This window comes from Pseudomonas sp. 32A, assembly GCF_052682255.1.
The window spans coordinates 2,006,747-2,032,180 of the sequence record NZ_JBQYLY010000001.1; the positions used below are offsets into that span (position 1 = coordinate 2,006,747).

A 25,434-nucleotide genomic window follows, 5' to 3' on the forward strand; every position below is an offset into this window, starting at 1 on the left:
ATTGATTCTAGCAAAGCGCTATGCTTGGCCCCAAGCTGGAAAGATTGCGCGTCGGTGACCTATCGGCTCGCCATGCCTTATGGCAGCGGTTACCACCCTTCTCGCAGGCCGGGGAGTGTTCAAAAAGGATGAGGCTATGGTTCAAGTTCGCAAACTGGTGTTAGCAATAGCGGCCGCCTCGGCGCTGTCCTCCGGTATGGCGCAAGCACTGCAACTTGGGGAGATGACTCTCAAGTCGAAGCTGAACCAGCCGCTGTCGGTGGAGATCGAGTTGCTCGACGTCGGCGGCCTGACCGCCTCCGAGATCACCCCCAGCCTTGCTTCGTCCCAGGCCTTTGTGGATGCGGGCGTTGATCGCCAGGCTTTCCTGAATGACCTGACGTTTACCCCGGTGGTCAACCCGAACGGCCGCAGTGTGGTGCGTGTCACCTCCAGCCAGCCGTTGCCTGATTCCTATGTGCGCTTCCTGCTGCAGGTGCAATGGCCCAACGGTCGCCTGATGCGCGACTACAGCGTATTGCTGGACCCGGCCAAGTTCGACCAGTCGACCCCGGCCGCCAGTGCACCCGCGCCCGCGCCACGTCTGAACGCGCCTGCGACGGCTCCGGCTATCAGCAAGCCCAAGGAACACATCACAACTCCCCATGACACCTTGTGGGAAATCGCCGCGAAGAACCGCAATGGTGCCTCGGTGCAGCAAACCATGCTGGCCATTCAGGCACTGAACCCTGATGCCTTTGTCGGCGGCAACATCAATCGCATGAAAACCGGCCACGTCCTGCGCCTGCCGGATACGGGGCAGAGCACCAGCCTGCCGCAGCCTCAGGCGGTTGCTGAAGTGACTGCGCAAAATGCGGCGTGGCGCGAGGGGCGTCGCGGCGCCAATCAGCCCGCCGGCAAGGCGCAACTCGACGCCACCAAGCGTACCCAGGCCGGTAACGCGCCTGCGCAGACCAATGCCAAGGACAACTTGAGCCTGGTCTCGGCCGAAGCCGCCAAGAAAGGTGTGAAGGGTGGGGCTGGCGACAGTCAGGCCTTGAACAACAAGCTGGCGGTGACCCAGGAAAGCCTGGATTCGACCCGTCGCGAGAATGAAGAACTGAAAAGCCGCATGGCTGACCTGCAAAGTCAGCTGGACAAGCTGCAGCGGCTGATCGAGCTCAAGAACAATCAATTGGCCAAGTTGCAGACCCCAGGTGGCGCTGCGGCGCAGCCTGCTGCCACGGCCGCGATGCCGGCTGAAGTGGCTGCACAGCCGGCGGCGCCGGCTGCGGAAACGCCGGCGGCAACCCCCGTGGCGGTGCCGGTCGAGACGCCGGTCAAGGCTGACGCGGTGCCTGCTACCACCGAGGGTAAATTTAACGACCTGCTGACCAACCCGATCGTGCTCGGCGTGATCGGCGGCGCGGCGGGGTTGCTGGTGCTGTTGCTTCTGCTGCTGTGGGCGCGTCATCGCAATGCGCGCCTTGAAGAAGAAAAGCACCTGCGCATGGCGCGGGCTCTGGCTGAAGAGCCGGAATTTGCGCCGAACATTGATCACGATCTGCCATCCGACAGTTTCGAAGGCCTTGATGTGCCGCCGCCGAACGTCAAGCTGGCTCCAGCTCCAGCTCCAGCAGCAGCAGTGGCTCCGGTGATCGCACCGGTTGTCGCGCCTGTTGCTGCAGAGCGCCCGGCCAACGCCTTGGCTCAAGCCCAGTCGCACATCGACCGAGGCCACCTGAACCAGGCCGCTGAAGTACTGGAAGATGCGATCAAGCAAGAGCCAGCCCGCAGCGACCTGCGCCTCAAGCTGATGGAAGTCCACGGTCTGCAGGGCAACAAAGCAGGGTTTGTCACCCAGGAGCGCCAACTGGTCGCCAATGGCGACAACCATGCCCAGGTTGAACAGCTGAAAAGTCGCTTCCCGGCCATGGCCGTGCTCGCGGCTGGCGTCAGCGCTGCCGTTGCTGCTGCCGCCCTCGACGCCCAATACGTCAAGGATCTGCTCAAGGACGAACCTGCGCCGCCTGCTCCTGCTCCTGCGGCGGAACCTGACGCGTTTGACACCGACTTCGACCTGAGCCTGGATGATCTGGAAGCCGCTTCGCCCGCAGTGGTCAAGCCAGCGTCGGACGACCTGAGCTTTGAATCGGTGCTGCAACAGCAGACCGAGGCCAAGGCCAGTGAGGACGATCTCTCGGATTTCGACTTGGACCTGCAGCTCGACCCGCCATTGTCGACCCAGTCCGACGACGAGTTCCTCTCCGGTCTCGAAGACCAAATGAAGGACCTGCCGCCGGTAGAGCCACCGACCCTGACGCCCGCCGACCTGGACGACCTCGACCTGCCGGAAGATTTCGACCTGTCCCTGGCCAACGAGCCCGAGGCGCCTGCATCGACCAAGCCCGATGCATTCGCTTCGGAGCTTGACGACGTCAATGCCGAGCTGGATCGCCTGTCGCAAAGCCTGGAGCATCCGCCGATCGAGCCGTCCTTCACCGCTGAAGACGCGGCATTGGGTGGCGATGAGCCAGAGTTCGACTTCCTCTCCGGTACTGATGAAGTGGCAACCAAGCTCGACCTGGCCCAGGCCTACATCGACATGGGCGATGCCGACGGCGCGCGCGATATCCTCGCCGAAGTGCTCAAGGAGGGCGATGACGGTCAAAAAGGCGAAGCCAAGGAAATGCTCAGCCGGCTGGCTTAATCCCTCCCCCCTTGTAGGAGCGAGCTTGCTCGCGAAGAACTCCCAGGCACCGCGTTCATCCAGGATGGGCGCGTTATCGTTCACGACCTTCGCGAGCAAGCTCGCTCCTACAAAAAGCCCCAAGCTCGGCGCACGGCCTTATAATGGCCGCCTTTGCGCAACTCATCAGGCTCTCAGTTCTTGGCAAATATAGATAACGCGGCCGCCGAAATGGCGGCCGCAGGCTTTTTCAGAATCGCCCTGGGCGTGGAATACAAAGGCTCACGCTATCGCGGCTGGCAGCGCCAGGCCTCCGGCGTGCAGACGGTGCAGGAAACCCTGGAGAAGGCCCTGTCGAAAGTCGCCGACTCACCGGTGTCGCTGATGTGCGCCGGGCGGACCGACGCCGGCGTGCATGCCTGTGGGCAAGTGGTGCACTTCGATACCCAGGCCGAGCGCTCGATGAAGGCGTGGGTGATGGGCGCCAATATCAACTTGCCCCACGACGTCAGCGTCAGTTGGGCCAAGGTGATGCCGGCGGATTTTCACGCGCGCTTCAAGGCCATTGCCCGGCGTTACCGCTATGTGATCTACAACGATCAGATCCGCCCGGCCCATCTCAACGAAGAAATCACCTGGAACCACCGCCCGCTGGATGCCGAGCGCATGGCGGAGGCCGCCCAGCATCTGGTGGGTATCCATGATTTCAGCGCGTTTCGTGCCGGCCAGTGCCAGGCCAAGTCGCCGATCAAGGAAGTCCATCACCTGCGGGTGACGCGCCACGGCAAGATGATCGTGCTGGATATTCGCGCCGGCGCCTTCCTGCACCATATGGTGCGTAATATCGCCGGAGTGCTGATGACCATCGGGACCGGCGAGCGTCCGGTGGAGTGGGCCAAGGAGGTCCTGGAAAGCCGGATTCGTCGCACCGGCGGTGTCACGGCGCATCCGTTCGGCCTGTACCTGGTGGATGTGGAGTACCGCGACGAGTTCGAATTGCCGCAGCGGTTCATCGGGCCACACTTCCTCACAGGTTTCAGCGAACTTGGCGGCTGACGCCCTCAAAAGCATTTGTTACCATCCGGGACTTTCTCGGACACGCCCTGAGGTTTCATCGACATGTCTGCCGTTCGCAGCAAGATTTGCGGGATTACCCGCATAGAGGACGCGTTGGCGGCGGTCGAGGCGGGCGCTGATGCCATCGGTTTCGTGTTTTACGCCAAAAGCCCGCGGGCGGTGAATGTGTTGCAGGCGCGGGCGATCATTGCCGCGCTACCGCCGTTCGTGACCACCGTCGGGTTATTCGTCAACGCCAGCCGTTGCGAACTCAATGAAACCCTCGATGCCGTGCAACTGGACATGCTGCAGTTTCACGGCGATGAAAGCCCTGATGAGTGCGAAAGCTACCAGCGTCCGTATATCAAGGCGTTGCGGGTCAAGGCCGGCGACGATATCGCGGTGGCATGCGCGGCTTATACCGGCGCCCGGGGGATTCTTCTCGACACTTACGTCGAAGGCGTTCCCGGTGGCACCGGCGAAGCGTTTGACTGGTCGTTGATTCCTGACGGCCTGAGCAAGCCGATCATCCTGGCGGGCGGCCTGAATCCGGGCAACGTGGCCGGCGCCATCCAGCAGGTGCGGCCGTACGCCGTGGACGTCAGCGGTGGGGTAGAGCAGGCCAAGGGCATCAAGGATCATGCAAAGATTCGCGCATTCATGCAGGCCGTGCGCGACAGCAGTGGGACGATGTGACGGCTGGCAGTCTGCCGCCGTCCATAACTACCACTGTGTAAAACAGCCCGGTGCCGCCTGTGGGAGGCCCGGAAATGAAGTGGCAACCCTGCACGGCAGGTTGTCTGGAAGGCTGAGGACACAGGCAGGAAATGGCAGGTCGAACGTCTGACCCCGTCCAGTTTGTGTCATCGCCACATATGAATTTAGCTCAAGGGCATACGCGGGGCTGTGTTCAAGCCACCGGTACTGGAGAAAGAAAGCATGAGCAACTGGTTAGTAGACAAACTGATCCCCTCGATCATGCGTTCCGAGGTGAAGAAAAGCTCGGTTCCTGAAGGTCTTTGGCACAAGTGCCCATCCTGCGACGCGGTGTTGTATCGCCCGGAGCTGGAAAAGACCCTGGACGTTTGCCCCAAGTGCAACCACCACATGCGTATCGGCGCCCGCGCCCGCATTGATATCTTCCTCGACGCCGATGGTCGCTCCGAACTGGGCGCCGACCTGGAGCCGGTTGACCGTCTGAAGTTCCGCGACGGCAAGAAGTACAAGGACCGCCTGACCGCTGCCCAAAAGCAGACCGGTGAGAAGGACGCGCTGATTTCCGTCAGCGGCAAGCTGCTGGGCATGCCAGTAGTGGTTTCCGCCTTCGAGTTCTCCTTCATGGGTGGTTCCATGGGCGCCATCGTCGGTGAGCGTTTTGTACGTGCCGCCAACTACGCCCTGGAAAACCGCTGCCCGATGATCTGCTTCGCAGCCTCCGGCGGAGCGCGCATGCAGGAAGCGCTGATCTCCCTGATGCAAATGGCCAAGACCTCCGCGGTACTGGCGCGTCTGCGCGAAGAGGGTATTCCGTTCATCTCCGTGCTGACCGACCCGGTCTACGGCGGCGTTTCCGCCAGCCTGGCGATGTTGGGTGACGTGATCGTCGGCGAGCCCAAGGCGCTGATCGGTTTCGCCGGCCCGCGTGTTATCGAGCAAACCGTTCGCGAAAAACTGCCGGAAGGTTTCCAGCGCAGCGAGTTCCTGCTGGAACACGGCGCGATCGACCTGATCATTCCCCGTGGCGAACTGCGCCCACGCCTGGGTAGCCTGCTGGCCCAGATGATGGGCCTGCCGACACCTGTGTACGTCGCCCCTAAAATTGAGCCGATCGTCGTGCCACCGGTGCCTGCAAACATATGACCCAACGTACCCTGGGCGAATGGCTCGCCTACCTTGAGCAGTTGCATCCGTCAGCCATCGACATGGGCCTGGAGCGCTCGCAACAGGTAGCGGCCCGCCTCGGGTTGGGCCGGCCGGCGCCGCGCGTTGTCACGGTGACCGGTACCAACGGCAAGGGTTCTACCTGCGCTTTTGTCGCGGCCTTGCTGCAAGCCCAGGGCCTGAAGGTCGGCGTGTACAGCTCGCCGCACCTGCTGCGCTACAACGAGCGGGTGCAACTCAATGGCGTCGAAGCCACTGATGAGCAGCTCTGCGAAGCCTTCGCCGCACTCGATACCGGGCGTGGCGAGATTTCCCTGACTTATTTCGAGATGGGCACCCTGGCGGCGTTCTGGCTGTTCGAGCGTGCGCAACTCGATGTGGTGGTGCTGGAAGTCGGCCTGGGCGGGCGCCTGGACACGGTCAACGTGGTAGATGCCGACCTGGCGCTGATCACCAGCATTGGTGTCGACCATGTGGACTATCTGGGTAACACCCGTGAGTCCGTGGCCTATGAAAAGGCCGGGATTTTCCGCCAGGGCAAGCCTGCACTGTGCGGCGACCTGGATCCGCCGCATACCTTGCTGGACAAGGTGCGCGAGCTGGATTGCCCATTCTTCCTGCGTGGGCGTGATTTCAATCTCGAGATTGGCGATCTGCATTGGCAATGGCGCGGGCTCGATGCGCGCGGGCAAATTGTTGAATTGCACGACCTGCCGCTGCTGAACCTGCCGATGGAAAACGCCGCGCTCGCGCTGCAAGCCTATTTGTTGCTGGATTTGCCGTGGCATGCCGAGCAGATTGCCGCTACGTTGCAGGCGACTCGCGTGGTGGGGCGCCTTGATCGACGCAGCTTCAACTGGAAGGGCAAACGCCTGAACCTGCTGCTGGATGTGGGGCATAACCCTCACGCCGCCGAGTATCTGGCCAAGCGCCTGGCACGCACGCCGCCCGTCGGTCGCCGCCTCGCGGTGTTCGGGTTGCTGTCCGACAAGGACCTGGACGGTGTGGTTGCGCCATTGCTGGGCGACGTCCAGGCTTGGGCGGTCGCACCCCTGGATACGTCCCGCAGTCGTCCCGCCGTCGAGTTGCAGGTTGCGTTGCAGAACCTTGGCGCGTCGGTGACGTCCCATGCAAGCGTGACGGCCGCCCTGGAAGCCCAGTGCGCGGTTGCGACGCCTGAGGATGAGATTCTGTTGTTCGGATCATTTTATTGTGTTGCCGAGGCACTCGAGTGGTTAGCCCGGCGCTCCACGGAGGAAGCTGCACATGGCATTACTGGATAGCGCATACAAGCAGCGAATGGTTGGGGCCCTGGTTCTGGTGGCGTTGGCGGTGATTTTTCTGCCGATGCTGTTTTCCCGCCAGGACGAGCAACGCCAGGTGACCGTCGAGGCCCCGGCTGCGCCCCAGGCGCCCGCGGTGCCTCAGGTTCAGGTTGAGCCGGTGGTGGTTCCCGAGCCGCAGGCGCTGCCGGAAGAAGAGCCGGTGCCGACCGATGACGAAGTGGCTGCACAGCAGCAGGCGCCGTCGATGCCGATTCAGCCGAGTGTGCCGGTGGTGAAGCCTGCACCTGCTGCTCCGGCAGTCGCGGCCAAGCCTGCTGCGCCAGCGCCGGCGCCAAAACCTGTGGTGCCGCAACCGGCTGCACCGGGCAAGCCGGACGTGGGTCAAAGCCGCATTGATCCGAATGGCTTGCCGATCAGCTGGTCGATCCAGCTGGCCAGCCTGGCCAATCGCGAAAGCGCTGAAGCCTTGCAGAAAACCCTGCGCAGCCAGGGTTACAACGCCTATATCCGCAGTGCCGACGGCAAGAACCGGGTATTTGTCGGGCCGCTGATCGAGCGCGCCGAGGCGGATCGCCTGCGTGACTCGCTGGATCGCCAGCAAAAACTCAAGGGTTTTGTGGTTCGCTTCCAGCCCGAAAAAGGCTAAGGCTGCAAGGTTTCAAGCTGGAGTGCGGTCAATGTGGGAGCGGGCTTGCTCGCGAATGCGGTGTATCAGTCAGCAGATTTATTGGCTGGCCCACCGCCTTCGCGAGCAAGCCCGCTCCCACAGGTGTTTTGGGTGTGCCGCGACAGGCCGGTTTCCATTCCCCTATAACTCATTGATTTCAAATGCACAGCCAATCACAGCTTACCGATAGCCCGACGCTCTGCTAAAATGCGCCGCCTCATATGTCTGTAGGCTGAACTGTGCCATTTACCTGGGTTGATTGGGCGATCGTTGCAATCGTCGCCATCTCCGCTTTGATCAGTCTGAGCCGCGGCTTCGTTAAAGAAGCATTGTCGCTGCTGACATGGATCATCGCAGGGGTTGTAGCCTGGATGTTCGGCGGTTCATTGTCCGTCTACCTGGCCGGATACATCGAAACACCTTCGGCTCGCGTCATCGCGGGCTGCGCCATCATGTTCATCGCCACGTTGTTGGTGGGGGCAATGGTCAATTATCTTATCGGCGAATTGATACGCGTCACCGGCCTCTCCGGGACCGATCGATTTCTCGGCATGGCCTTCGGCGCCGCGCGTGGCGGCTTGCTGGTGGTCGTGGCGGTCGGGCTGTTGAGCCTGGGGCCGGTACAGCAGGATTCGTGGTGGCAGGAGTCTGTACTCGTGCCAAAATTTCTATTGGTTGCAGATTGGTCCAAAAACCTGATTTTGGGGTGGAGCAGTCAGTGGCTGGCCAGCGGGATCAGCGTACCCGCTGATCTTCCGTTCAAGGAACACCTCTTGCCGGCCAAAACGCCTCAGTAAGTTGTGTTCAGTCAAGATTCATTAAGTAGGGGTTGCGTCGCATGTGTGGCATCGTCGGTATCGTCGGTAAGTCGAACGTGAATCAGGCGCTGTATGACGCGCTAACCGTCCTCCAGCACCGCGGCCAGGATGCTGCCGGTATTGTGACCAGCCACGATGGCCGGTTATTTCTGCGCAAGGACAATGGTCTGGTGCGCGACGTGTTCCATCAGCGCCACATGCAGCGCCTGGTCGGGCACATGGGCATTGGGCACGTGCGCTACCCGACAGCGGGCAGCTCGACCTCGGCCGAAGCCCAGCCGTTCTACGTCAACTCGCCGTATGGCATCACCCTGGCGCACAACGGCAACCTGACCAACGTTGAACAGCTGGCCAAGGAGATTTACGAATCTGACCTGCGCCACGTCAACACCAACTCGGACTCCGAAGTCCTGCTGAACGTGTTCGCCCACGAGCTGGCCCAGCGCGGCAAGCTGCAGCCGACCGAAGAAGACGTGTTCGCTGCCGTGACTGACGTGCACAACCGTTGCGTCGGTGGTTATGCCGTCGTAGCGATGGTGACCGGCTACGGCATCGTCGGTTTCCGCGACCCCCACGGCATCCGTCCGATCGTGTTCGGCCAGCGTCACACCGACGAAGGCGTCGAGTACATGATCGCTTCCGAAAGCGTGTCCCTGGACGTGCTGGGCTTCACCCTGATCCGCGACCTGGCGCCAGGCGAAGCGGTCTACATCACTGAAGACGGCAAGCTGCACACCCGTCAGTGCGCACTGAACCCGAAACTCACCCCGTGCATCTTCGAACACGTCTACCTGGCGCGTCCGGATTCGATCATCGACGGTGTTTCGGTGTACAAGGCGCGTCTGCGCATGGGTGAGAAGCTGGCGGACAAGATCCTGCGCGAGCGTCCTGACCATGACATCGACGTGGTTATCCCGATTCCGGACACCAGCCGCACCGCAGCGCTGGAGCTGGCGAACCACCTGGGCGTGAAATTCCGCGAAGGCTTCGTCAAGAACCGTTACATCGGCCGTACCTTCATCATGCCCGGCCAGGCCGCTCGCAAGAAGTCGGTGCGTCAGAAGCTCAACGCGATCGAGCTGGAATTCCGCGGCAAGAACGTAATGCTGGTGGATGACTCCATCGTACGCGGCACCACCTGCAAGCAGATTATCCAGATGGCCCGCGAAGCCGGGGCGAAGAACGTTTACTTCTGTTCCGCCGCACCTGCTGTGCGTTACCCGAACGTGTACGGCATCGACATGCCGAGCGCCCACGAACTGATCGCCCACAACCGTTCGACCCAGGACGTTGCGGACCTGATCGGCGCCGACTGGCTGATCTACCAGGACCTGCCGGACCTGATCGAAGCTGTTGGTGGTGGCAAGATCAAGATCGATGAGTTCGATTGCGCGGTGTTCGACGGCAAGTACGTCACCGGCGATGTCGACGAGGCCTACCTGAACAAGATCGAGCAGGCGCGTAATGACTCCTCGAAGATCAAGACCCAGGCGGTCAGCGCGATCATCGACCTGTACAACAACTGAGTAAACACCGGCCCTGATACGGGTGGCTGACAATGTAGGAGCGAGCTTGCTCGCGAAGATCTCAAGGATAACGCGCTCATTCAGCATGCCCGCGTTATCGTTGACGAACTTCGCGAGCAAGCTCGCTCCTACAGGTTATCCCTGGGGCGTTTGAATCGTTAAAGCATTCGAGTTGAGGAGTAGAGCATGAGTCAGGAATGGGATGCCGGTCGCTTGGACAGCGACCTCGATGGCGTAGCTTTCGATACCCTGGCTGTGCGCGCCGGCCAGCACCGCACCCCGGAAGGTGAGCACGGTGACCCGATGTTCTTTACCTCCAGCTACGTGTTCCGCACCGCCGCCGACGCCGCTGCGCGTTTTGCCGGCGAAGTGCCGGGCAACGTGTATTCGCGCTACACCAACCCGACCGTGCGTGCGTTTGAAGAGCGTATCGCGGCGCTGGAAGGTGCCGAACAAGCCGTTGCCACCGCCACTGGCATGGCCGCGATTCTCGCGGTGGTCATGAGCCTGTGCAGCGCCGGCGATCATGTGCTGGTGTCGCGCAGCGTATTTGGTTCGACCATCAGTCTGTTCGAGAAGTACTTCAAGCGCTTTGGCATTGAAGTCGACTACGTGCCGCTGGCGGACCTGTCCGGCTGGGACGCGGCCATCAAGGCCAACACCAAATTGCTGTTCGTCGAGTCGCCTTCCAATCCGTTGGCCGAGCTGGTAGACATCGCCGCATTGTCCGAAGTGGCCCACGCCAAGGGCGCGATGCTGATCGTCGACAACTGTTTCTGCACCCCGGCGCTGCAACAGCCGCTGAAGCTGGGTGCAGATATCGTCGTGCATTCGGCTACCAAGTTCATCGACGGCCAGGGCCGTTGCATGGGCGGTGTGGTTGCCGGCCGTAGCGAGCAGATGAAGGAAGTGGTGGGCTTCTTGCGCACCGCCGGCCCGACCCTGAGCCCGTTCAATGCCTGGATCTTCCTCAAAGGCCTGGAAACCCTGAGCCTGCGGATGAAGGCCCATTGCGCCAACGCCCAGGCCCTGGCCGAGTGGCTGGAGCAGCAGGACGGCATCGAGAAAGTCCACTACGCCGGCCTCAAGAGCCACCCGCAACACGCGTTGGCCCAGCGCCAGCAGCGAGGTTTTGGCGCGGTGGTGAGTTTCGAAGTCAAGGGCGGCAAAGAGGGCGCGTGGCGCTTTATCGATGCAACCCGCCTGATTTCCATCACCGCCAACCTCGGTGACAGCAAGACCACCATCACGCACCCAAGCACCACCTCCCACGGGCGCCTGGCGCCGCAGGAGCGAGAAGCGGCCGGGATCCGCGACAGCCTGATCCGCATTGCCGTCGGCCTGGAAGACGTTGCTGACTTGCAGGCCGATCTGGCCCGTGGGTTGGCTGCCCTGTGATCGAGTGGTCCATGGAAGCGGCGGGCGCCAGTAACGGGCGCGTTGCATTGGTGACTGGCGCGGCGCGGGGCATCGGCCTGGGCATTGCCGCCTGGCTGATCAGCGAAGGCTGGCAGGTGGTGCTCACGGATCTTGATCGTGAGCGCGGTTCCAAGGTGTCCAAGGTGCTGGGTGACAACGCCTGGTTCATCACCATGGACGTGGCGGATGAGCGGCAGGTCGCCCTGGGCGTGGCCGAGGTGCTTGGCCAGTTCGGGCGCCTGGATGCGCTGGTGTGCAATGCGGCGGTGGCCGATCCACGCAACATCACCCTGGAAAGTCTCGACCTGGCTTACTGGAACCGCGTAATGGCGGTGAACCTCAGTGGGCCGATGCTGTTGGCCAAGCACTGTGCGCCGTACCTGCGAGCCCACGGTGGTGCCATCGTTAACCTGGCGTCGACCCGGGCCCGTCAGTCGGAGCCGGATACTGAGGCTTACGCAGCGAGCAAGGGCGGTTTGCTGGCCCTGACCCATGCGCTGGCCATGAGCCTTGGGCCGGAAGTACGGGTCAATGCCGTCAGCCCGGGCTGGATCGATGCCCGGGACCCGGCTGCACGCCGTGCCGAGCCGCTGACGGATGCCGATCACGCCCAGCACCCGGCGGGCAGGGTGGGCACTGTGGAAGACGTGGCGGCGATGGTGGCATGGTTGCTGTCGCGCAATGCCGGGTTTGTCACAGGTCAGGAGTTCGTGGTTGACGGTGGCATGAGCAAGAAGATGATTTACAGCGAGTAGGGCGGGTCGCGGTCCTGAAGCAATTTTGTCTTTTTCAGAAAAACTTCAAGCAGGCTATTGACTTAGGTCCGCTACCTGCGTAAATTTCGCGGCCTCAACGAAGCAAAGGGTGATTAGCTCAGCTGGGAGAGCATCTGCCTTACAAGCAGAGGGTCGGCGGTTCGATCCCGTCATCACCCACCACTTCTTGAGAGTTTTGCCTTCGGGCAAGACGCAACGTTAAAGGTTGCACCGACGCGCAGCGGTAGTTCAGTCGGTTAGAATACCGGCCTGTCACGCCGGGGGTCGCGGGTTCGAGTCCCGTCCGCTGCGCCATATTTTCCAGGTCTGATGTTTCAGATTTGAGATTGAACAGCCAAGGCTGATCAGTCAGATGTTTGAAGACGGTTGAAGGTGACACTTCAGCAGTCTAAGCGATACGCAGCGGTAGTTCAGTCGGTTAGAATACCGGCCTGTCACGCCGGGGGTCGCGGGTTCGAGTCCCGTCCGCTGCGCCATATCTGTTCCAGGGCCCACTGAACGCCCTGAGACGCCAAAGCAAGCCGCTGGCTTGGTTGGATCGATAGCAAAGACCCTGGTCGAAAGACCGGGGTTTTTTGTGTCTGCGATTTGGCTCGGAGCTTGATGCGGGGCCGGCAAGCCAGCCCCGTGATCCGGGATCAGAACCCCAGCTTGTCCCGCAGCCCGTAGTACCAGGCCCCCAGCGCCGCAAACGGCGTGCGCAACAGTTGCCCGCCTGGGAACGGGTAGTGCGGCAAGTCGGCAAACGCATCAAAACGCTCAGCCTGGCCTCTCAGTGCTTCCGCCAGCACCTTGCCAGCCAAGTGGGTGTACGTCACGCCATGTCCGCTGCAGCCCTGGGAATAGTAGATGTTGTCCCCCAGACGGCCGACCTGTGGCAGACGCGACAGGGTCAGCAGGAAATTGCCGGTCCAGGCGTAGTCGATCTTCACGTCCTTGAGCTGCGGGAACGCCTTGAGCATCTTCGGCCGGATGATCGCTTCGATATTCGCCGGGTCCCGCGCGCCATACACCACGCCGCCGCCGAAAATCAGGCGCTTGTCGCTGGTCAGCCGGTAGTAATCCAGCAAATAGTTGCAGTCCTCGACGCAGTAATCCTGTGGCAACAGCGTCTTCGCCAGCTCATCGCCCAGTGGCGCGGTCGTGATGACTTGCGTACCACACGGCATCGACTTGGCTGCCAGCTCCGGCACCAGGTTCCCGAGATACGCATTGCCCGCGACAATAATGAACTTGGCCCTGACCTTGCCGTGGGCCGTATGCACCACCGGATTGGCACCGCGCTCAATGCGGATCGCCGCCGACTGTTCGTAGATCGTGCCGCCGAGGGATTCCACCGCCGCCGCTTCGCCCAGCGCCAGGTTCAGCGGGTGAATGTGCCCGCCGCTCATGTCCAGCAGGCCGCCTACATAGTTGTCACAGGCGACCACTTCGCGAATGCGGCGCTCATCCAGCAACTCCAACTGAGTGTGCCCGTAGCGCTCCCACAGGCGCTTCTGCGACTCCAGGTGACCCATGTGCTTGCTGTTCAGGGCGGCGAACACACCGCCGTCCTTCAAGTCGCACTGGATCTGATACTTGGCCACACGCTCCCGAATGATCTTGCCGCCTTCAAACGCCATCGCGCCCAGCAACTGCGCCTGCTTGGGGCCGACACTGCGCTCGATCACATCGATATCACGGCTGTAACTGTTGACGATCTGCCCACCGTTGCGGCCCGACGCGCCAAACCCCACCTTGGCGGCTTCCAGCACCGTTACGCGAAAACCGTTCTCCAGCAGGAACAGCGCGCTGGAAAGCCCGGTATAGCCGGCACCAATTACGCACACATCGGTTTCGACTTCACCTTGCAGCTCAGGGCGAGGAGGTACCGCATTCGCAGACGCGGCGTAATACGACTGGGGGTAGGGGGTGTTCGCCATCCTGGAACCTCTGTTTTATATTTTTTACGAGTGCGCCGATCCTACCTGAGTTGAAAATCCGCTGCCAGCCACCGGAAAAATACCGTCGTGCCGCGCACAAATAAAAAATTCGCATATTCATAGGCTTAGCTGCAAAAAAGGTGTTGACACCCCTCGGGAATTCCGTAGAATGCCGCCTCACAGCAGGCACGTAGCTCAGTTGGTTAGAGCACCACCTTGACATGGTGGGGGTCGTTGGTTCGAGTCCAATCGCGCCTACCAAACAAAATCCGCTCTGCTGGGCGGTCTAGAAGGGCTCACCGAAAGGTGGGCCCTTTTTTGTTGCCTGCGATTTGCAAAAATCCCACCTCAGAACGCCAATTCGGCGCCCACCTCCAGGTACTCGATCTTCTTTTCGTCGTGCCGCTCCTGATAATGCTCGCTGGGCAGTATTCCTTCCACGGTATGAGTTATGCAGAACTAAAATCGGCAATACCGTCTACCTTTCAAAGGAGGATTCCCTTCTGGAGAAGACGATCATGTTCAAATCTCGCTCGTTTGTAGCCGCTGTTACCTGCCTTGCGTTGGCCGTTGGCTCAGTGGCGGCGCTGGCCGACCCTGGTAATGGGAAGGGTCAAGGCAATGGAAAAGGCAGCTCCCAAGGCGGCCAAGGCCATGGCAACCAGGGTAACAAGGGGAAAGGCTCCAGCGGAGATGATTGGGGGCGCGGCCCCAGCATTGACCGGGGCGGCGTACTGGGCGTGGTCGGTGGCTACCGTGACTACTGGCGCCCAGGTCCTTCACTGCCACCGGGAATACAAAAGAACCTGGCAAGAGGAAAGCCTCTTCCTCCTGGCATTGCCAAGAAGCTGGATGGTCGCTTGCTCGGCAGACTGCCCCATTACGACGGCTACGAATGGCAACAAGCGGGTACTGATCTCATCCTTGTCGCAATCGCTTCCGGCATCATTTACGAAGTCCTCAACGGGGCCTTTGATTGATTTGCTTACGGGCCCATGACCTCGTCGCCCGGGTCGCGTCTAAACTCCCTTAGGCCGATATGGCGAACACTATCGTTTTGGGAAGCGGCCACCGGACTCTAAGTACCGGTATGACTCTACGCAAGCCAGGCAACCCTTTCAGGTTCGGTCGGTATTCAACAGGGCGTACATCTCAAAGTCCCCGGGGCTGCCACGCACCATACGGAATGACCTCAACGTTCCTTCGTATTGATATCCGCTTTTTTTCAGGACGTTGGCCGAGCGAGGGTTCGTCACGAGAACGGTGCCTTGTACCCGGACAAAACCATATTCCAGGAATGCCCACTGAGTTATCGCTGCGCACACTGCGCTCGCAATGCCTTTGCCCCAGTAAGCAGGTGAGAGGTCATAGGCTATCTCCGCGCTTCGGTTTTTGTCGGAGATCGTGTGGAAACCGATTGTGCCGATGAGTTCGCGGTTTGTCCCATGAATGATAGCCAGGCGCCTGTTTGAAGAAAGGCGGGTCGAGTCCAGCTCGTCAAATAATGGCAAAAGGTCATTCTCGTTTTTCAGGTCCCAGCTTGTGTGTTGAATGACTTCTCTTTGTGAAAGGTAGGCATACCACGCAGGTATATCTGATCGCTCCAGTTGTCGCAGGGAGATATCCGGATGGTCCACGGCAGGAGGTTTTTGAATTCGCATGTTGGCGCTGATCCTTAGCCTGAGCGGAAAGCAGTCAGGGTAACGCCGTTGCATGCCATTTATGAAGACGTACCGCCTCGGCGCTGCCTGGCTGGAATCACAGGCAAAGAAAAGCCCGCGATGGGGGCGCGGGCTTTAGAGTTTCACCAGGAGCAGGCAAACCATAGGTGTTCATCTGTGAAAGGAATGTGAAAGGGTTTCAGCGTCCAACATTCTCACTCGCCAGAGCCAGGTTACCCAGCACCTCATCAATCAGCCCAAGCTGCCAGTTGAAGTACGGATTGAACGTCAACCGCGCGTGCATCTTGCCTGGCTCGCGATAACCCCAGTCCGAATACCACACTTCTGACCCTTGCTCGCAGGCGCGGGTGGCGTCTTCCGTCTGGCCGTTCCAGCAAAACCGCAGGCTGCCGTGTTCGCCGTAGAGCGCGTTGTCGGGGGAGAACAGCAACCCCATGTGTGAGAACTGGCTGATCCGCAGCTCCGGCAGGTAGTCGGTGCGCGCTTTTACCCGCTGTGTGTCCCAGGCGCTCTGCGGCAGGGTGCCGTACCAGGCCAAGCGGCTGTGGGGATTACTGAAGCGTTGCTGGAAGGTCTCCAGCACATAGTTCGTATCGAGCACTGAGTCGTGGGCTGCGACGGCAATGAACACCGGTTTGTCGTAGGGACGACGCTCCAGGTCCTGGCGGGCCACTCGGCTGCTGCGGTAGAACTGGGCGAAGCCATTGGTGGGGACGGTCATGTAGCGCACCAGGCTCTGTTGTGGCCGGCTTGCGTCTGGCGCCAGCAGCCATGGGCGTGCCCAACTGATCAGCGGCGTCAGCCAGTCGTAGGTCATGCTGGACTGGAAAGCAGGGGAGAACAGCAGCAACCCGGCGACGTCGTCGTGTTTGTAGGCGTAGTCGAGGACCAGGTTGGCACCGGTGGAGAAGCCGCCGAGGTAAATCTCGCCCACTTCTGCACGAAGGATCGCGGACTGTTCGTCCACCACCCGGCGCCAGTCTTCCATACGTACTTGCAGCATGTCGGCCGGTTGTGTGCCGTGGCCGGGAAGCAGCACGGTCCTCACCAGGAAGCCGCGGGCAGCCAGTGCGCTGCCGATATCGTGGAACGACCACGGAGAGTCGCCCAGGCCGTGCACCAGAATAATCCCGCGTTTGGCTGTTCCAGTCGGGCGCCATTCCTGTGGCGCGTTCCAGTTGAGTTCCGCTTCCCTGTCGGTGCCCTGGAAGTCGCGATGCTCCCGCAGCCATTGCAAGGTATCGAGGCGATACGACTCGAACGATTTCTGGCCCAAAGGCATGGCCGATTCGGCGATGGCGGTATTGGCAAATAGGAGGGCAATGATCGCAAAGGCGGCGCTTCGCAGCATCGTGCGCATGGAAAAGGAGTGGGGGTTGTTCAAGGCGGGTTCCCGGCGTCGCGTAACCGTAAAGTCATGCACGATAATCACCGGGCTGCCGCTGCTGGTAGTGCAAAACCGTCGCAAGACATTTCGCCTGAAGCGCTGGCCGGCGCAGGAAAAGGCGCCACCGCAGCGGGCCTGCTCACTGCTGGGAAAGGATCGCCTGGACCAGCCCTGGAAACCGGCTGTCCATTACATCAGTGCGCAACGAGTTCATATGGGTCGTGCCAACACTGCGGGTGTGTACAAGCCCCGCATCCCTTAACACCCGGAAGTGATGGGAGACGCTGGATTTCGGCCGTCCGCCGTCCAGCTCGCCGCAGGTGGCCTCGGTAACTCCCGCCAGGCAGCGAACGATTTCCAGTCGAACAGGGTCACTTAACGCGTAGAGCACGCGTTCGAGAATCAGGTCTTCGGCATTGGGGTGTTTGAAGGCTCGCATGGGGCGAATGATAACAGGGCTATCGCTTAACACCATAGTTCGATTAACATCGAACAATCGAAAGCTAACCTACCTTCGCTTCAGGAGACTTTTCATGGCTGCATTGTTCGAACCCTACAAGCTGAAAGACGTGACGTTGCGCAACCGGATCGCTATCCCGCCGATGTGCCAGTACATGGCTGACGACGGCATGGTCAACGACTGGCACCATGTGCATCTCGCCAGTATGGCCCGTGGCGGCGCGGGTCTGCTGGTGGTCGAGGCGACCGCTGTAGCGCCTGAAGGGCGCATCACACCTGGCTGCGCGGGGATCTGGAGCGACGCGCATGCGCAAGCCTTCGTGCCCATGGTCAACGCCATCAAGGCCGCAGGTTCGGTCCCTGGCATCCAGATTGGTCACGCCGGTCGTAAGGCCAGTTCCAATCGTCCGTGGGAAGGGGATGACCATATCCCGGCTTCCGATGCCCGGTCCTGGCAGACCATTGCACCCTCGGCCATCCCTTTTGGCGCACACCTGCCGAATGTCCCCCGCGCCATGACCCTGGAAGACATCGCACGGGTTCGCCAGGACTTCGTCGACGCTGCTCGCCGTGCCCGTGACGCCGGTTTTGAATGGATCGAACTGCACTTTGCCCACGGTTACCTGGGCCAGAGCTTTTTCTCCGAGCATTCCAACCAACGCACCGATGCCTACGGTGGCAGCTTCGATAACCGCAGCCGCTTCTTGTTGGAAACCCTTGCCGCTGTGCGCGAGGTCTGGCCAGAAAACCTGCCACTGACCGCACGTTTTGGCGTGATCGAATATGACGGTCGCGACGAGCAGACCCTGACGGAATCCATCGAGCTTGCCCGGCGTTTCAAGGCCGGTGGCCTGGACTTGCTGAGCGTCAGCGTCGGTTTCTCCACGCCAGATGCCAACATTCCGTGGGGCCCGGCATTTATGGGGCCGATCGCCGAGCGAGTGCGTCGCGAGGCCGGTTTGCCGGTGACTTCCGCCTGGGGCTTTGGTACGCCGCAACTGGCTGAAGGCGCATTGCAGGCCGGGCAACTCGACCTGGTGTCGGTAGGGCGCGCCCATTTGGCTGATCCACATTGGGCGTACTTTGCGGCCAAGGAACTGGGGGTCGATAAGTCATCCTGGACCTTGCCTGCGCCTTACGCTCACTGGCTGGAACGTTATCGCTAAGTAGCACCAACAGACGGGCGGCCCCGAATTTGGGTGCCGCTCCGGTCAGAAACGACTCAGCCGATAGGGTTCCAGCGCCGGCAAGCCGTGGCTGAAAAAAACCGGCGACACCAGTTGGCCAATCAACTCCGCCGTCACCGCCGCCTGCGTCAGCCCCAGATGCTGGTGCCCAAACGCAAGCAAGACCTTGCCATCGCACACCTTGTCGATAATCGGCAGCGAGTCCGGCAGGGAAGGGCGAAACCCCATCCACGGCGTCGCATCTTCGGCACTCAAATCACGACGAAACAGCCCCTGACTCAGCCGGTGCAACTGCCACGCGCGCTCCATGTTCGGCGGGCGATCGAGGCCTGCAAACTCGACGGTACCTGCCAGGCGCAATCCTCCATCCATGGGCGTCATGATGAACTTGCGCTCCAGTGACGTGACGGCGAACGGTAGCCGCCCATGCTCATTGGGTAGCATCAAGTGATAACCGCGCTCTGTATCCAGCGGGACCTTTTTGCCGGTCAGTTCGGCGGTCAATTTGGCCGAATGCGCACCGCAGGCGATCAACACCTGACGCGCCGCGACCACGCCTTGGTCAGTCCTCAGCGAAACACCGTGCTCGCCGAGCTTCCCACCCAAAACCGGTTGCTTGAGAAATTGCACCCCACAGGCCTTGGCTGCTTCCACCAGTTCGCAAACCACCCGGTAAGGGTCGAGAAAATGCCCGGTGCGCGGAAAGAACAACCCGCCCTGAATCCCTTCGCTGAGTTGCGGCGCCACCTCCTGTACCGCACTGGCCTGCCAATAATCCACCGGCACTGCTTGCTGGCGCATGCGTGCCTGCAAGGCGTCGATGGCCTGACGGGAGTCGGGGCGCTCGAAGATCAGCAATGAGCCGTCTTCGCGCATCAGTGCGGTACGGTCGATACTCTCCAGCAGACGGTGCCACGCCCCCAGGCTGCTTTCATTCAGCGCGCGGATGCCGGCGACGGTGCGCTGGAATGGCGCCGGGCGCAGATTCAACAGCAGCCGGGTAAACCAGGGCAGGGCGCGCGGCAGGTATTTCCAGTCCAGGCGCAGCGGGCCCATCGGGTCCAGAAGCATGGCCGGCAAGCGGCTGAGGATCGACGCATCCGCGATGGGAAACACTTGCTCGGTCGCCAGGTGACCGGCGTTGCCGAACGAAGCCCCGTGGCCGGGTTGCTGTGGGTCGATGACCACCACTCGCCGCCCCTGGCGTGCCAGTTGCAGCGCGCAGGCGACGCCGATGATTCCGGCCCCGACCACGACGATGTCTGGAATGACGTTCTCGCTCATGGCCTAGGCTTCTCTCTGACCGTCGAGCAGGCGCCGCAGCAGCATTGGATTGCCGTGTTGCAGCGCCGTCGGCAGCAAGCTATCCGGGAAGTCCTGGTAGCACACCGGCCGCAGGAATCGCAGGATCGCGGCGGTGCCCACCGAGGTGGTGCGCGAGTCTGACGTTGCCGGGAAAGGCCCGCCATGCACCATCGCATCACAGACTTCCACGCCGGTCGGCCAGCCGTTGACGAGCAGGCGACCGGCCTTGCGTTCCAAAGTCGGCAGCAGCGCGCGGGCGGTTTCCAGATCGTCGTCATCCAGATGCAAGGTGGCGGTCAACTGGCCTTCCAGGTGTTCACTGACCTGGCGGACTTCATCGGCGTTGGCGCATTGCACGATCAAGGAGGCGGCGCCGAATATCTCGGCCTGCAGGCTGTGGTTGGCGAGAAAATCTTGTGCGTGGGTCACAAACAGGTGGGCCTGGCCCTGGTTCGGGCCTTGCGCCGCCAACCCTTTGCCCGCGACATGAGCCTGCTTCGCCAGGGCGCTGACGCCGTCTTCATAAGCCTTGAAGATTCCCGGTGTAAGCATGACCTGGGCCGCGCTGCGCTGAAGCAGATTGGCGGCGTTGTCGATGAAGTGGTCCAGCGCCTGCCCTGCAACGGCAATCACCAGCCCGGGATTGGTGCAGAACTGGCCGGCGCCTTGGGTCAGGGACGCGACAAACCCCTGGGCCAAAGCTTCACCGCGCGCGTTCAATGCGGCGGGAAACAGGTAGACCGGATTGATCGAACTCATCTCCGCATACACCGGAATCGGCTCGGGACGTGCCTGGGCCGCCTGGCACAAGGCGATGCCGCCGCTGCGCGAACCGGTGAAACCCACGGCCTTGATGCGTGGATCGCGCACCAGGGCGATCCCGACTTCGCGGCCCGAGCCGTACAACAGCGAAAACACACCGTCAGGCAGACCACATTGCTGAACGGCCTTGGCCACCGCGCGGCCCACCAGTTCGCTGGTACCAGGATGCGCACTGTGTGCCTTCACGATCACCGGGCAACCGGCCGCCAGTGCCGAAGCGGTATCACCGCCGGCCACTGAGAATGCCAGGGGAAAATTACTCGCGCCGAACACCGCCACCGGTCCCAAAGGTACCTGGCGCTGACGCAGGTCGGAGCGGGGCAGCGGTTGGCGATCCGGCTGAGCGGAATCAACCCGCACATCCAGCCATTCACCCGCGCGCACCGTACGGGCAAAGGTGCGTAATTGGTGACAGGTACGCCCACGTTCACCCTGGATACGTGGGCGGGGCAGGCCGGTTTCGACCATCGCCCGTTCAATCAGCTCATCGCCCAGGGCTTCGATTTCGTTGGCGATGGTTTCAAGGAATTCGGCGCGAGCGGCCAATGGCGTTTCGCGGTAGGAATCGAAGGCGCCCCATGCCAGCGCACAGGCGTGTTCGACATGCTCGGCAGTGCCGCCGGCATAGGCAGGTTCCAGCGCAATATCGGTGGCAGGATTGATCGCCCGGATTGCCTCGCGGCTGCCTGGAATGGAGTGCTGACCAATCAGCATGGTGCCCGTCAGAGTCATGGCGTAATCCTGAGAAAGTAAAGAGAGCCCGGATAAAGAGAATCTACTGTAGGAGCTGTCGAGCCAGAGCGAGGCTGCGATGCAGGCACTGCGCTCTGGCAGGTACACCGCGGTGATTCCATCGCAGCCTCGCCGGGGCTCGACAGCTCCTACATTTGATTTTTGTGGCCTTGAATAGTGTTAAGCGACGTTTTGCTCCGCCGACCAGTTGGCGTACCACTGGCGGAACAGCGCGTACTGGTGCTCGGCATACCGACGCTGGGCATCGCTGAGAGCATCGGTCTCGTTGAAGTGCAGGGTGTATTCCTTGTCGCCGTTGAGCACCATCAGATGCTTGTAGAACAGCACCAGGTCGCAGCCTTCGTCAAAGGACGACAACACCGCCAGTGCCGACTCCAATTCCCGCGCCTGGCGGCGTGCGGTGGCATCGCCCTTGGCGGCTTTCTTGCTCAGGGCCACCAGTTGCAAAACTTCCCGTGGCAGCGCGTTGCCGATGCCGGTGATCGCGCCGGTGGCGTTGCAGTTGACGAAACCGTGGACCACCTGGGTATCCACGCCGACCATCAGGGTCACGTCATCGTCCTTGGACGTGATGTGTTCGGCCGCGTAACGCAGGTCTGCCGCGCCGCCGAATTCCTTGAAGCCGATCAGGTTCGGGTACTCGCGACGCAGCTCAAAGAACAGGTCGGCGCGGGTGGCGAAGCCGTAGTAAGGGCTGTTGTAGATCACCGCCGGCAGGTTCGGCGCCGCCTTGAGGATGGCCGCAAAGTGATCCTTCTGCGCCGTCGCCGAGGCGCCACGGGACAGCACACGCGGGATGACCATCAAGCCATGGGCACCGACCTTTGCCGCATGCGCCGCGTGGGCCACCGCTTCACGGCTGTTGACCGCGCCGGTGCCGACGATGGTCGGTACCCCGGCAGCCACCAGGCGCGCCACGCCTTCCTGGCGCTCGGCTTCCGTGAGCAACGGCCAGTCGCCCATGGAGCCGCAGTACACCACCGCGCTCATGCCGATATCGATCAGTTCGCGGCCCTTGGCGACCAGGGCGTCAAAGTCCGGTTTGCGCTCGGCGGTGCACGGGGTCATCAGGGCGGGGATGCAGCCGGTGAAGATGTTGGTATTCATGGTTTCAGCTCCAGTTTGATTGAAGGGGCGGGGGCGGTTCAAATGCCCCACGCGAAGGGATCCTGTTCGTCGATCAGCAAGGTGCTGTCGGCGGTCATGTAGGCGCGGCCGGTGATGGAAGGGCGCACACGTTCGCCTTCCCATTCGTAGCTGCCTTCGAATTGGCTGCCGGTGATGCTGGCTTGCACCCACGGCTCACCGGCGGCGAGTTTGCCGTCGGCCGCCAGGCACGCCAGCTTGGCGCTGGTGCCGGTGCCGCAGGGCGAGCGGTCGTAGGCTTTGCCCGGGCACATGACGAAGTTGCGGCTGTCGGCCTGGTCGTCGTCGGCGAACAGTTCGATATGGTCGATCAACGCGCCGTCTTCACCGTGGATGCCCTGGGCTTCGAGGGCCTTGAGCATCGCCCAGGTGTAATCGGTCAGGGCTTCGACGTTGTCCATTTGCAGCGCTTGCCCGTGGTCGGAAACCAGGAAGAACCAGTTGCCGCCCCAGGCGATATCGCCGTAGACCCGACCGTGTCCGGGTACGTCCACTGGCACCTGCTGGCGATAGCGGTAGGCGGGCACATTGCGCAATGTCACCGCGCCGTCGGCGTGCAATGTGGCACTGACCGGGCCGACCGGCGTGTCGATCTTGTGCACCCCCGGTGCGATCCGCCCCAGGTGATACAGCGAGGCAACCAGGCCGATGGTGCCGTGGCCGCACATGCCGAGGTAGCCGGCGTTGTTGAAGAAAATCACGCCGCAGGTGGCATCGGCCGAGACCGGCGCGCAATACAGGGCGCCCACCAGTACATCGTTGCCACGGGGCTCCAGCAGGCACGCTCGGCGCCATTGGTCATGCTGAGTGCGCAGGTTGTCGAGCTTGTCGGCAATGGTCTCGCCGGCCAACTCGGGAAAACCTGTCATCACCAGGCGCGTGGGTTCGCCGCCGGTGTGGGAATCGATGATGTGAACTCGTTTCATAACAGTGTCCATTCAGGGGGGGGCTGAGACTCAGGAAGCCAGCTGCACGCGGCCGATGTCGGGCTCAGGGGCTTCACTTTCGTCATCTTCGGTTTCCAGGCGAACCAGATGCGCCGGCACGCCAGTGGCCGCGCCCCAGTAATAGATACCCAGCGCGCAAGCGGCCACGACCAGGGTGTCGAACGGATGGCTGAGGATGCCCAGGCCACCAAAGCTGCCGAGCTTCGACAGGATGATGGTCACGGCGTAGAAGCCGATCAGCCAGGCGGAGGAGCGAACCTGGCGGCCGAGGCTCAGGTGCAGGGTCGGCACAAAACGCCCGCACAGCAGGTACACCACGAACATCAGAATTTGCAGGCCGAGCAGCCACGACACGGTGCTCCAGCCCGACCAGTAGACGATCAACGCGGCGATGATGAACGACAGCGGGCCGAGCACACCCATCCACTTGACCCGGAATGGGCGCGGCAGGTCAGGCGCATTGCGGCGCAGTGCGGCAACCGACACCGGCGCCACGGCGTAGCTCAACACCAGTGCGGCGGACACCACATTGATCAGCGCCTCCCACGACGGGAAGGGCAGGGTCCAGAACACCGACAAGCCAAAGGTCAGCCACAGCGCCGGGCGTGGGATACCGGACTTTTCGTCGATGCGCGTGAAGATTTTGAAGAAGGTCCCGGTTTGCGCCCAGCCGTAAATCACCCGCGGCGTGGCGTTCATGTAGATGTTGCCGCAACCGCTGGGGGAGATCACCGCGTCGGCCACCACCAGGTAAGCCAGCCAGCCCACACCCAGGGCGAGGGCGATATCGCGGTACGGCAGGGCCAGTTCCTTGGCGACGCCAGCCCAGCCGTTGGCGAGCATTTCGGTGGGAATGCCGCCGAGGAATGCGGTCTGCAACAGCACGTAGATCGCGGTGGAGAGCAGCACCGACAGGATCAGTGCAATGGGAATGGTGCGTTGCGGGTTTTTCACTTCGCTGGCCACCGAGATGATCGGCGTCAGGCCCAGGTACGCGAAAATCACCCCGCCGGCGGACACGGCCATTTCAATGCCCGACAGGCCGAACGGCGCGAAGCCCTGGGCGTGGAAATTCTCAGGCTTGAAGAAGGTGAACAGCACGCCGATCACCAGCAACGGCACGATAAATTTGAACACGCTGACCAGGTTATTGGCCATGGCGAAGGTCTTCACGCTGCGGTAGTTGAGGGCGAAAAACAGCGAGAGCAGCGCGAACTGCACGAACCAGCCGAGGACGGTGGGGTTGCTGGAACCCGCCTGCGTCAACTCGGGAAACCACGCCGCGGCGTATTGGCGCGAGGCGACCACTTCGATCGCCACCAGGCTTGAAAACGCGATCAGCGTGATAAAGCCCATCAGGTAGCCCAGCAGCGGGCCGTGGGAGTACACCGGGTAGCGCACCACGCCACCGGCGCGGGGCAATGCGGCCCCCAGTTCGCAGTACACAATGCCCAGCAGCAACACGGCGAACCCGCCCAGCAACCAGGAAAAAATCCCCGCCGGCCCGGCGATGGCAGAGACGTGACTGGCCGCGAACAGCCAGCCCGAACCGAAGATCGCTCCCAGTCCGATAAAGGTGAGGTCGATCAATGAAAGCTGTTTCTTGAACTTGCCTTGGGCTGACATGGCGGCGCCTTCTTGTGGGTTATTGGATAGGCATGCAGTGGCCATACAGTGAACCCATCACCGGCGCCGCGATTGATGTTTTGCGCAGGCTGATATGACGA

21 protein-coding genes and 4 tRNA genes are annotated in these 25,434 nt (G+C 61.7%); 16 read left to right on the plus strand and 9 right to left on the minus strand.

All coding sequences use genetic code 11. The annotated features are described in order from the left end of the window. Positions 1-136: 136 nt before the first annotated feature. From ACUN0G_RS09245 to ACUN0G_RS09305, 13 genes are all read left to right on the plus strand, one after another. Positions 137-2,689 carry a FimV/HubP family polar landmark protein gene (locus ACUN0G_RS09245; RefSeq protein WP_445573188.1) on the plus strand — a complete coding sequence of 851 codons (2,553 nt, stop codon included), beginning with the start codon at positions 137-139 and terminating at the stop codon, positions 2,687-2,689. Positions 2,690-2,899: 210 nt separating this feature from the next. Next, a complete protein-coding gene (truA, locus tag ACUN0G_RS09250) occupies positions 2,900-3,724 on the plus strand; it encodes a tRNA pseudouridine(38-40) synthase TruA (protein WP_445575537.1) in 825 nt (274 codons plus the stop codon). Positions 3,725-3,787: 63 nt separating this feature from the next. Then, positions 3,788-4,420, plus strand: coding sequence for a phosphoribosylanthranilate isomerase (locus ACUN0G_RS09255; RefSeq protein WP_258344689.1), 633 nt, complete (start codon positions 3,788-3,790; stop codon positions 4,418-4,420). A 243-nt stretch (positions 4,421-4,663) separates the two neighbouring features. Beyond that, on the plus strand, positions 4,664-5,584 hold the full coding sequence (accD, locus tag ACUN0G_RS09260; RefSeq protein WP_003212675.1) for an acetyl-CoA carboxylase, carboxyltransferase subunit beta: 921 nt from the start codon (positions 4,664-4,666) through the stop codon (positions 5,582-5,584). Further along, positions 5,581-6,888, plus strand: a complete 1,308-nt coding sequence (gene folC, locus ACUN0G_RS09265; protein ID WP_445573189.1) for a bifunctional tetrahydrofolate synthase/dihydrofolate synthase — start codon at positions 5,581-5,583, stop codon at positions 6,886-6,888. Before accD ends, folC begins: the two co-directional genes overlap by 4 nt. Beyond that, positions 6,872-7,537 carry an SPOR domain-containing protein gene (locus ACUN0G_RS09270; protein ID WP_258344691.1) on the plus strand — a complete coding sequence of 222 codons (666 nt, stop codon included), beginning with the start codon at positions 6,872-6,874 and terminating at the stop codon, positions 7,535-7,537. Before folC ends, ACUN0G_RS09270 begins: the two co-directional genes overlap by 17 nt. 260 nt (positions 7,538-7,797) lie before the next feature. Then, the gene (locus ACUN0G_RS09275; protein ID WP_003212681.1) at positions 7,798-8,355 is read left to right on the plus strand and encodes a CvpA family protein; all 558 of its coding nucleotides are present in this window, start codon (positions 7,798-7,800) and stop codon (positions 8,353-8,355) included. 41 nt (positions 8,356-8,396) lie between these two features. Then, positions 8,397-9,902, plus strand: coding sequence for an amidophosphoribosyltransferase (gene purF, locus ACUN0G_RS09280; RefSeq protein ID WP_017478807.1), 1,506 nt, complete (start codon positions 8,397-8,399; stop codon positions 9,900-9,902). A 186-nt stretch (positions 9,903-10,088) separates the two neighbouring features. Continuing rightward, on the plus strand, positions 10,089-11,300 hold the full coding sequence (locus ACUN0G_RS09285; RefSeq protein WP_017478808.1) for an O-succinylhomoserine sulfhydrylase: 1,212 nt from the start codon (positions 10,089-10,091) through the stop codon (positions 11,298-11,300). Positions 11,301-11,311: 11 nt separating this feature from the next. Beyond that, complete coding sequence (locus ACUN0G_RS09290; RefSeq protein WP_083676665.1) at positions 11,312-12,076, plus strand: SDR family oxidoreductase; 765 nt, start codon at positions 11,312-11,314, stop codon at positions 12,074-12,076. Between the two features lie 107 nt (positions 12,077-12,183). Continuing rightward, positions 12,184-12,259 (plus strand) — tRNA-Val (locus ACUN0G_RS09295). 55 nt (positions 12,260-12,314) lie between these two features. Beyond that, positions 12,315-12,391 (plus strand) — tRNA-Asp (locus ACUN0G_RS09300). Positions 12,392-12,496: 105 nt separating this feature from the next. Further along, positions 12,497-12,573: transfer RNA gene (locus ACUN0G_RS09305), tRNA-Asp, on the plus strand. A gap of 162 nt (positions 12,574-12,735) precedes the next feature. Here the strand turns inward: ACUN0G_RS09305 and ACUN0G_RS09310 are convergent. After that, positions 12,736-14,019: an NAD(P)/FAD-dependent oxidoreductase gene (locus tag ACUN0G_RS09310; protein WP_017478810.1), complete on the minus strand. Its 1,284-nt coding sequence runs from the start codon at positions 14,017-14,019 to the stop codon at positions 12,736-12,738. A 184-nt stretch (positions 14,020-14,203) separates the two neighbouring features. Here ACUN0G_RS09310 and ACUN0G_RS09315 point away from each other — a divergent pair. Then, positions 14,204-14,280, plus strand: a tRNA-Val gene (locus ACUN0G_RS09315). 257 nt (positions 14,281-14,537) lie between these two features. Then, positions 14,538-14,999, plus strand: coding sequence for an anti-virulence regulator CigR family protein (locus tag ACUN0G_RS09320; protein WP_421523400.1), 462 nt, complete (start codon positions 14,538-14,540; stop codon positions 14,997-14,999). 138 nt (positions 15,000-15,137) lie between these two features. Here the strand turns inward: ACUN0G_RS09320 and ACUN0G_RS09325 are convergent, their stop codons facing one another. The 3 genes from ACUN0G_RS09325 to ACUN0G_RS09335 all read right to left on the minus strand — a co-directional run bounded on the left by ACUN0G_RS09325 (position 15,138) and on the right by ACUN0G_RS09335 (position 17,563). After that, a complete protein-coding gene (locus ACUN0G_RS09325; protein ID WP_445573190.1) occupies positions 15,138-15,680 on the minus strand; it encodes a GNAT family N-acetyltransferase in 543 nt (180 codons plus the stop codon). A 199-nt stretch (positions 15,681-15,879) separates the two neighbouring features. Continuing rightward, positions 15,880-17,052 (minus strand): alpha/beta fold hydrolase, encoded by a 1,173-nt coding sequence (locus ACUN0G_RS09330; RefSeq protein WP_445575538.1) that lies wholly within the window; start codon positions 17,050-17,052, stop codon positions 15,880-15,882. Positions 17,053-17,227: 175 nt separating this feature from the next. Then, the gene (locus tag ACUN0G_RS09335) at positions 17,228-17,563 is read right to left on the minus strand and encodes an ArsR/SmtB family transcription factor (RefSeq protein ID WP_258348794.1); all 336 of its coding nucleotides are present in this window, start codon (positions 17,561-17,563) and stop codon (positions 17,228-17,230) included. Positions 17,564-17,621: 58 nt separating this feature from the next. Here ACUN0G_RS09335 and ACUN0G_RS09340 point away from each other — a divergent pair, with 58 nt between their 5' ends. Further along, positions 17,622-18,713: an NADH:flavin oxidoreductase/NADH oxidase gene (locus ACUN0G_RS09340; protein ID WP_258344694.1), complete on the plus strand. Its 1,092-nt coding sequence runs from the start codon at positions 17,622-17,624 to the stop codon at positions 18,711-18,713. 45 nt (positions 18,714-18,758) lie between these two features. Here ACUN0G_RS09340 and ACUN0G_RS09345 read toward each other — a convergent pair whose 3' ends face one another. The 5 genes from ACUN0G_RS09345 to ACUN0G_RS09365 all read right to left on the minus strand — a co-directional run bounded on the left by ACUN0G_RS09345 (position 18,759) and on the right by ACUN0G_RS09365 (position 25,333). Then, complete coding sequence (locus tag ACUN0G_RS09345; protein WP_445573191.1) at positions 18,759-20,018, minus strand: FAD-dependent oxidoreductase; 1,260 nt, start codon at positions 20,016-20,018, stop codon at positions 18,759-18,761. 3 nt (positions 20,019-20,021) lie between these two features. Beyond that, entirely contained in the window at positions 20,022-21,593 is a 1,572-nt protein-coding gene (locus ACUN0G_RS09350) for an aldehyde dehydrogenase (NADP(+)) (protein ID WP_445573192.1), read from the minus strand. A gap of 180 nt (positions 21,594-21,773) precedes the next feature. Then, positions 21,774-22,721: a dihydrodipicolinate synthase family protein gene (locus tag ACUN0G_RS09355; protein WP_258344697.1), complete on the minus strand. Its 948-nt coding sequence runs from the start codon at positions 22,719-22,721 to the stop codon at positions 21,774-21,776. A 38-nt stretch (positions 22,722-22,759) separates the two neighbouring features. After that, positions 22,760-23,686, minus strand: a complete 927-nt coding sequence (locus ACUN0G_RS09360) for a 4-hydroxyproline epimerase (RefSeq protein WP_445573193.1) — start codon at positions 23,684-23,686, stop codon at positions 22,760-22,762. 30 nt (positions 23,687-23,716) lie between these two features. After that, complete coding sequence (locus ACUN0G_RS09365) at positions 23,717-25,333, minus strand: APC family permease (RefSeq protein WP_445573194.1); 1,617 nt, start codon at positions 25,331-25,333, stop codon at positions 23,717-23,719. Positions 25,334-25,434 lie beyond the last annotated feature (101 nt).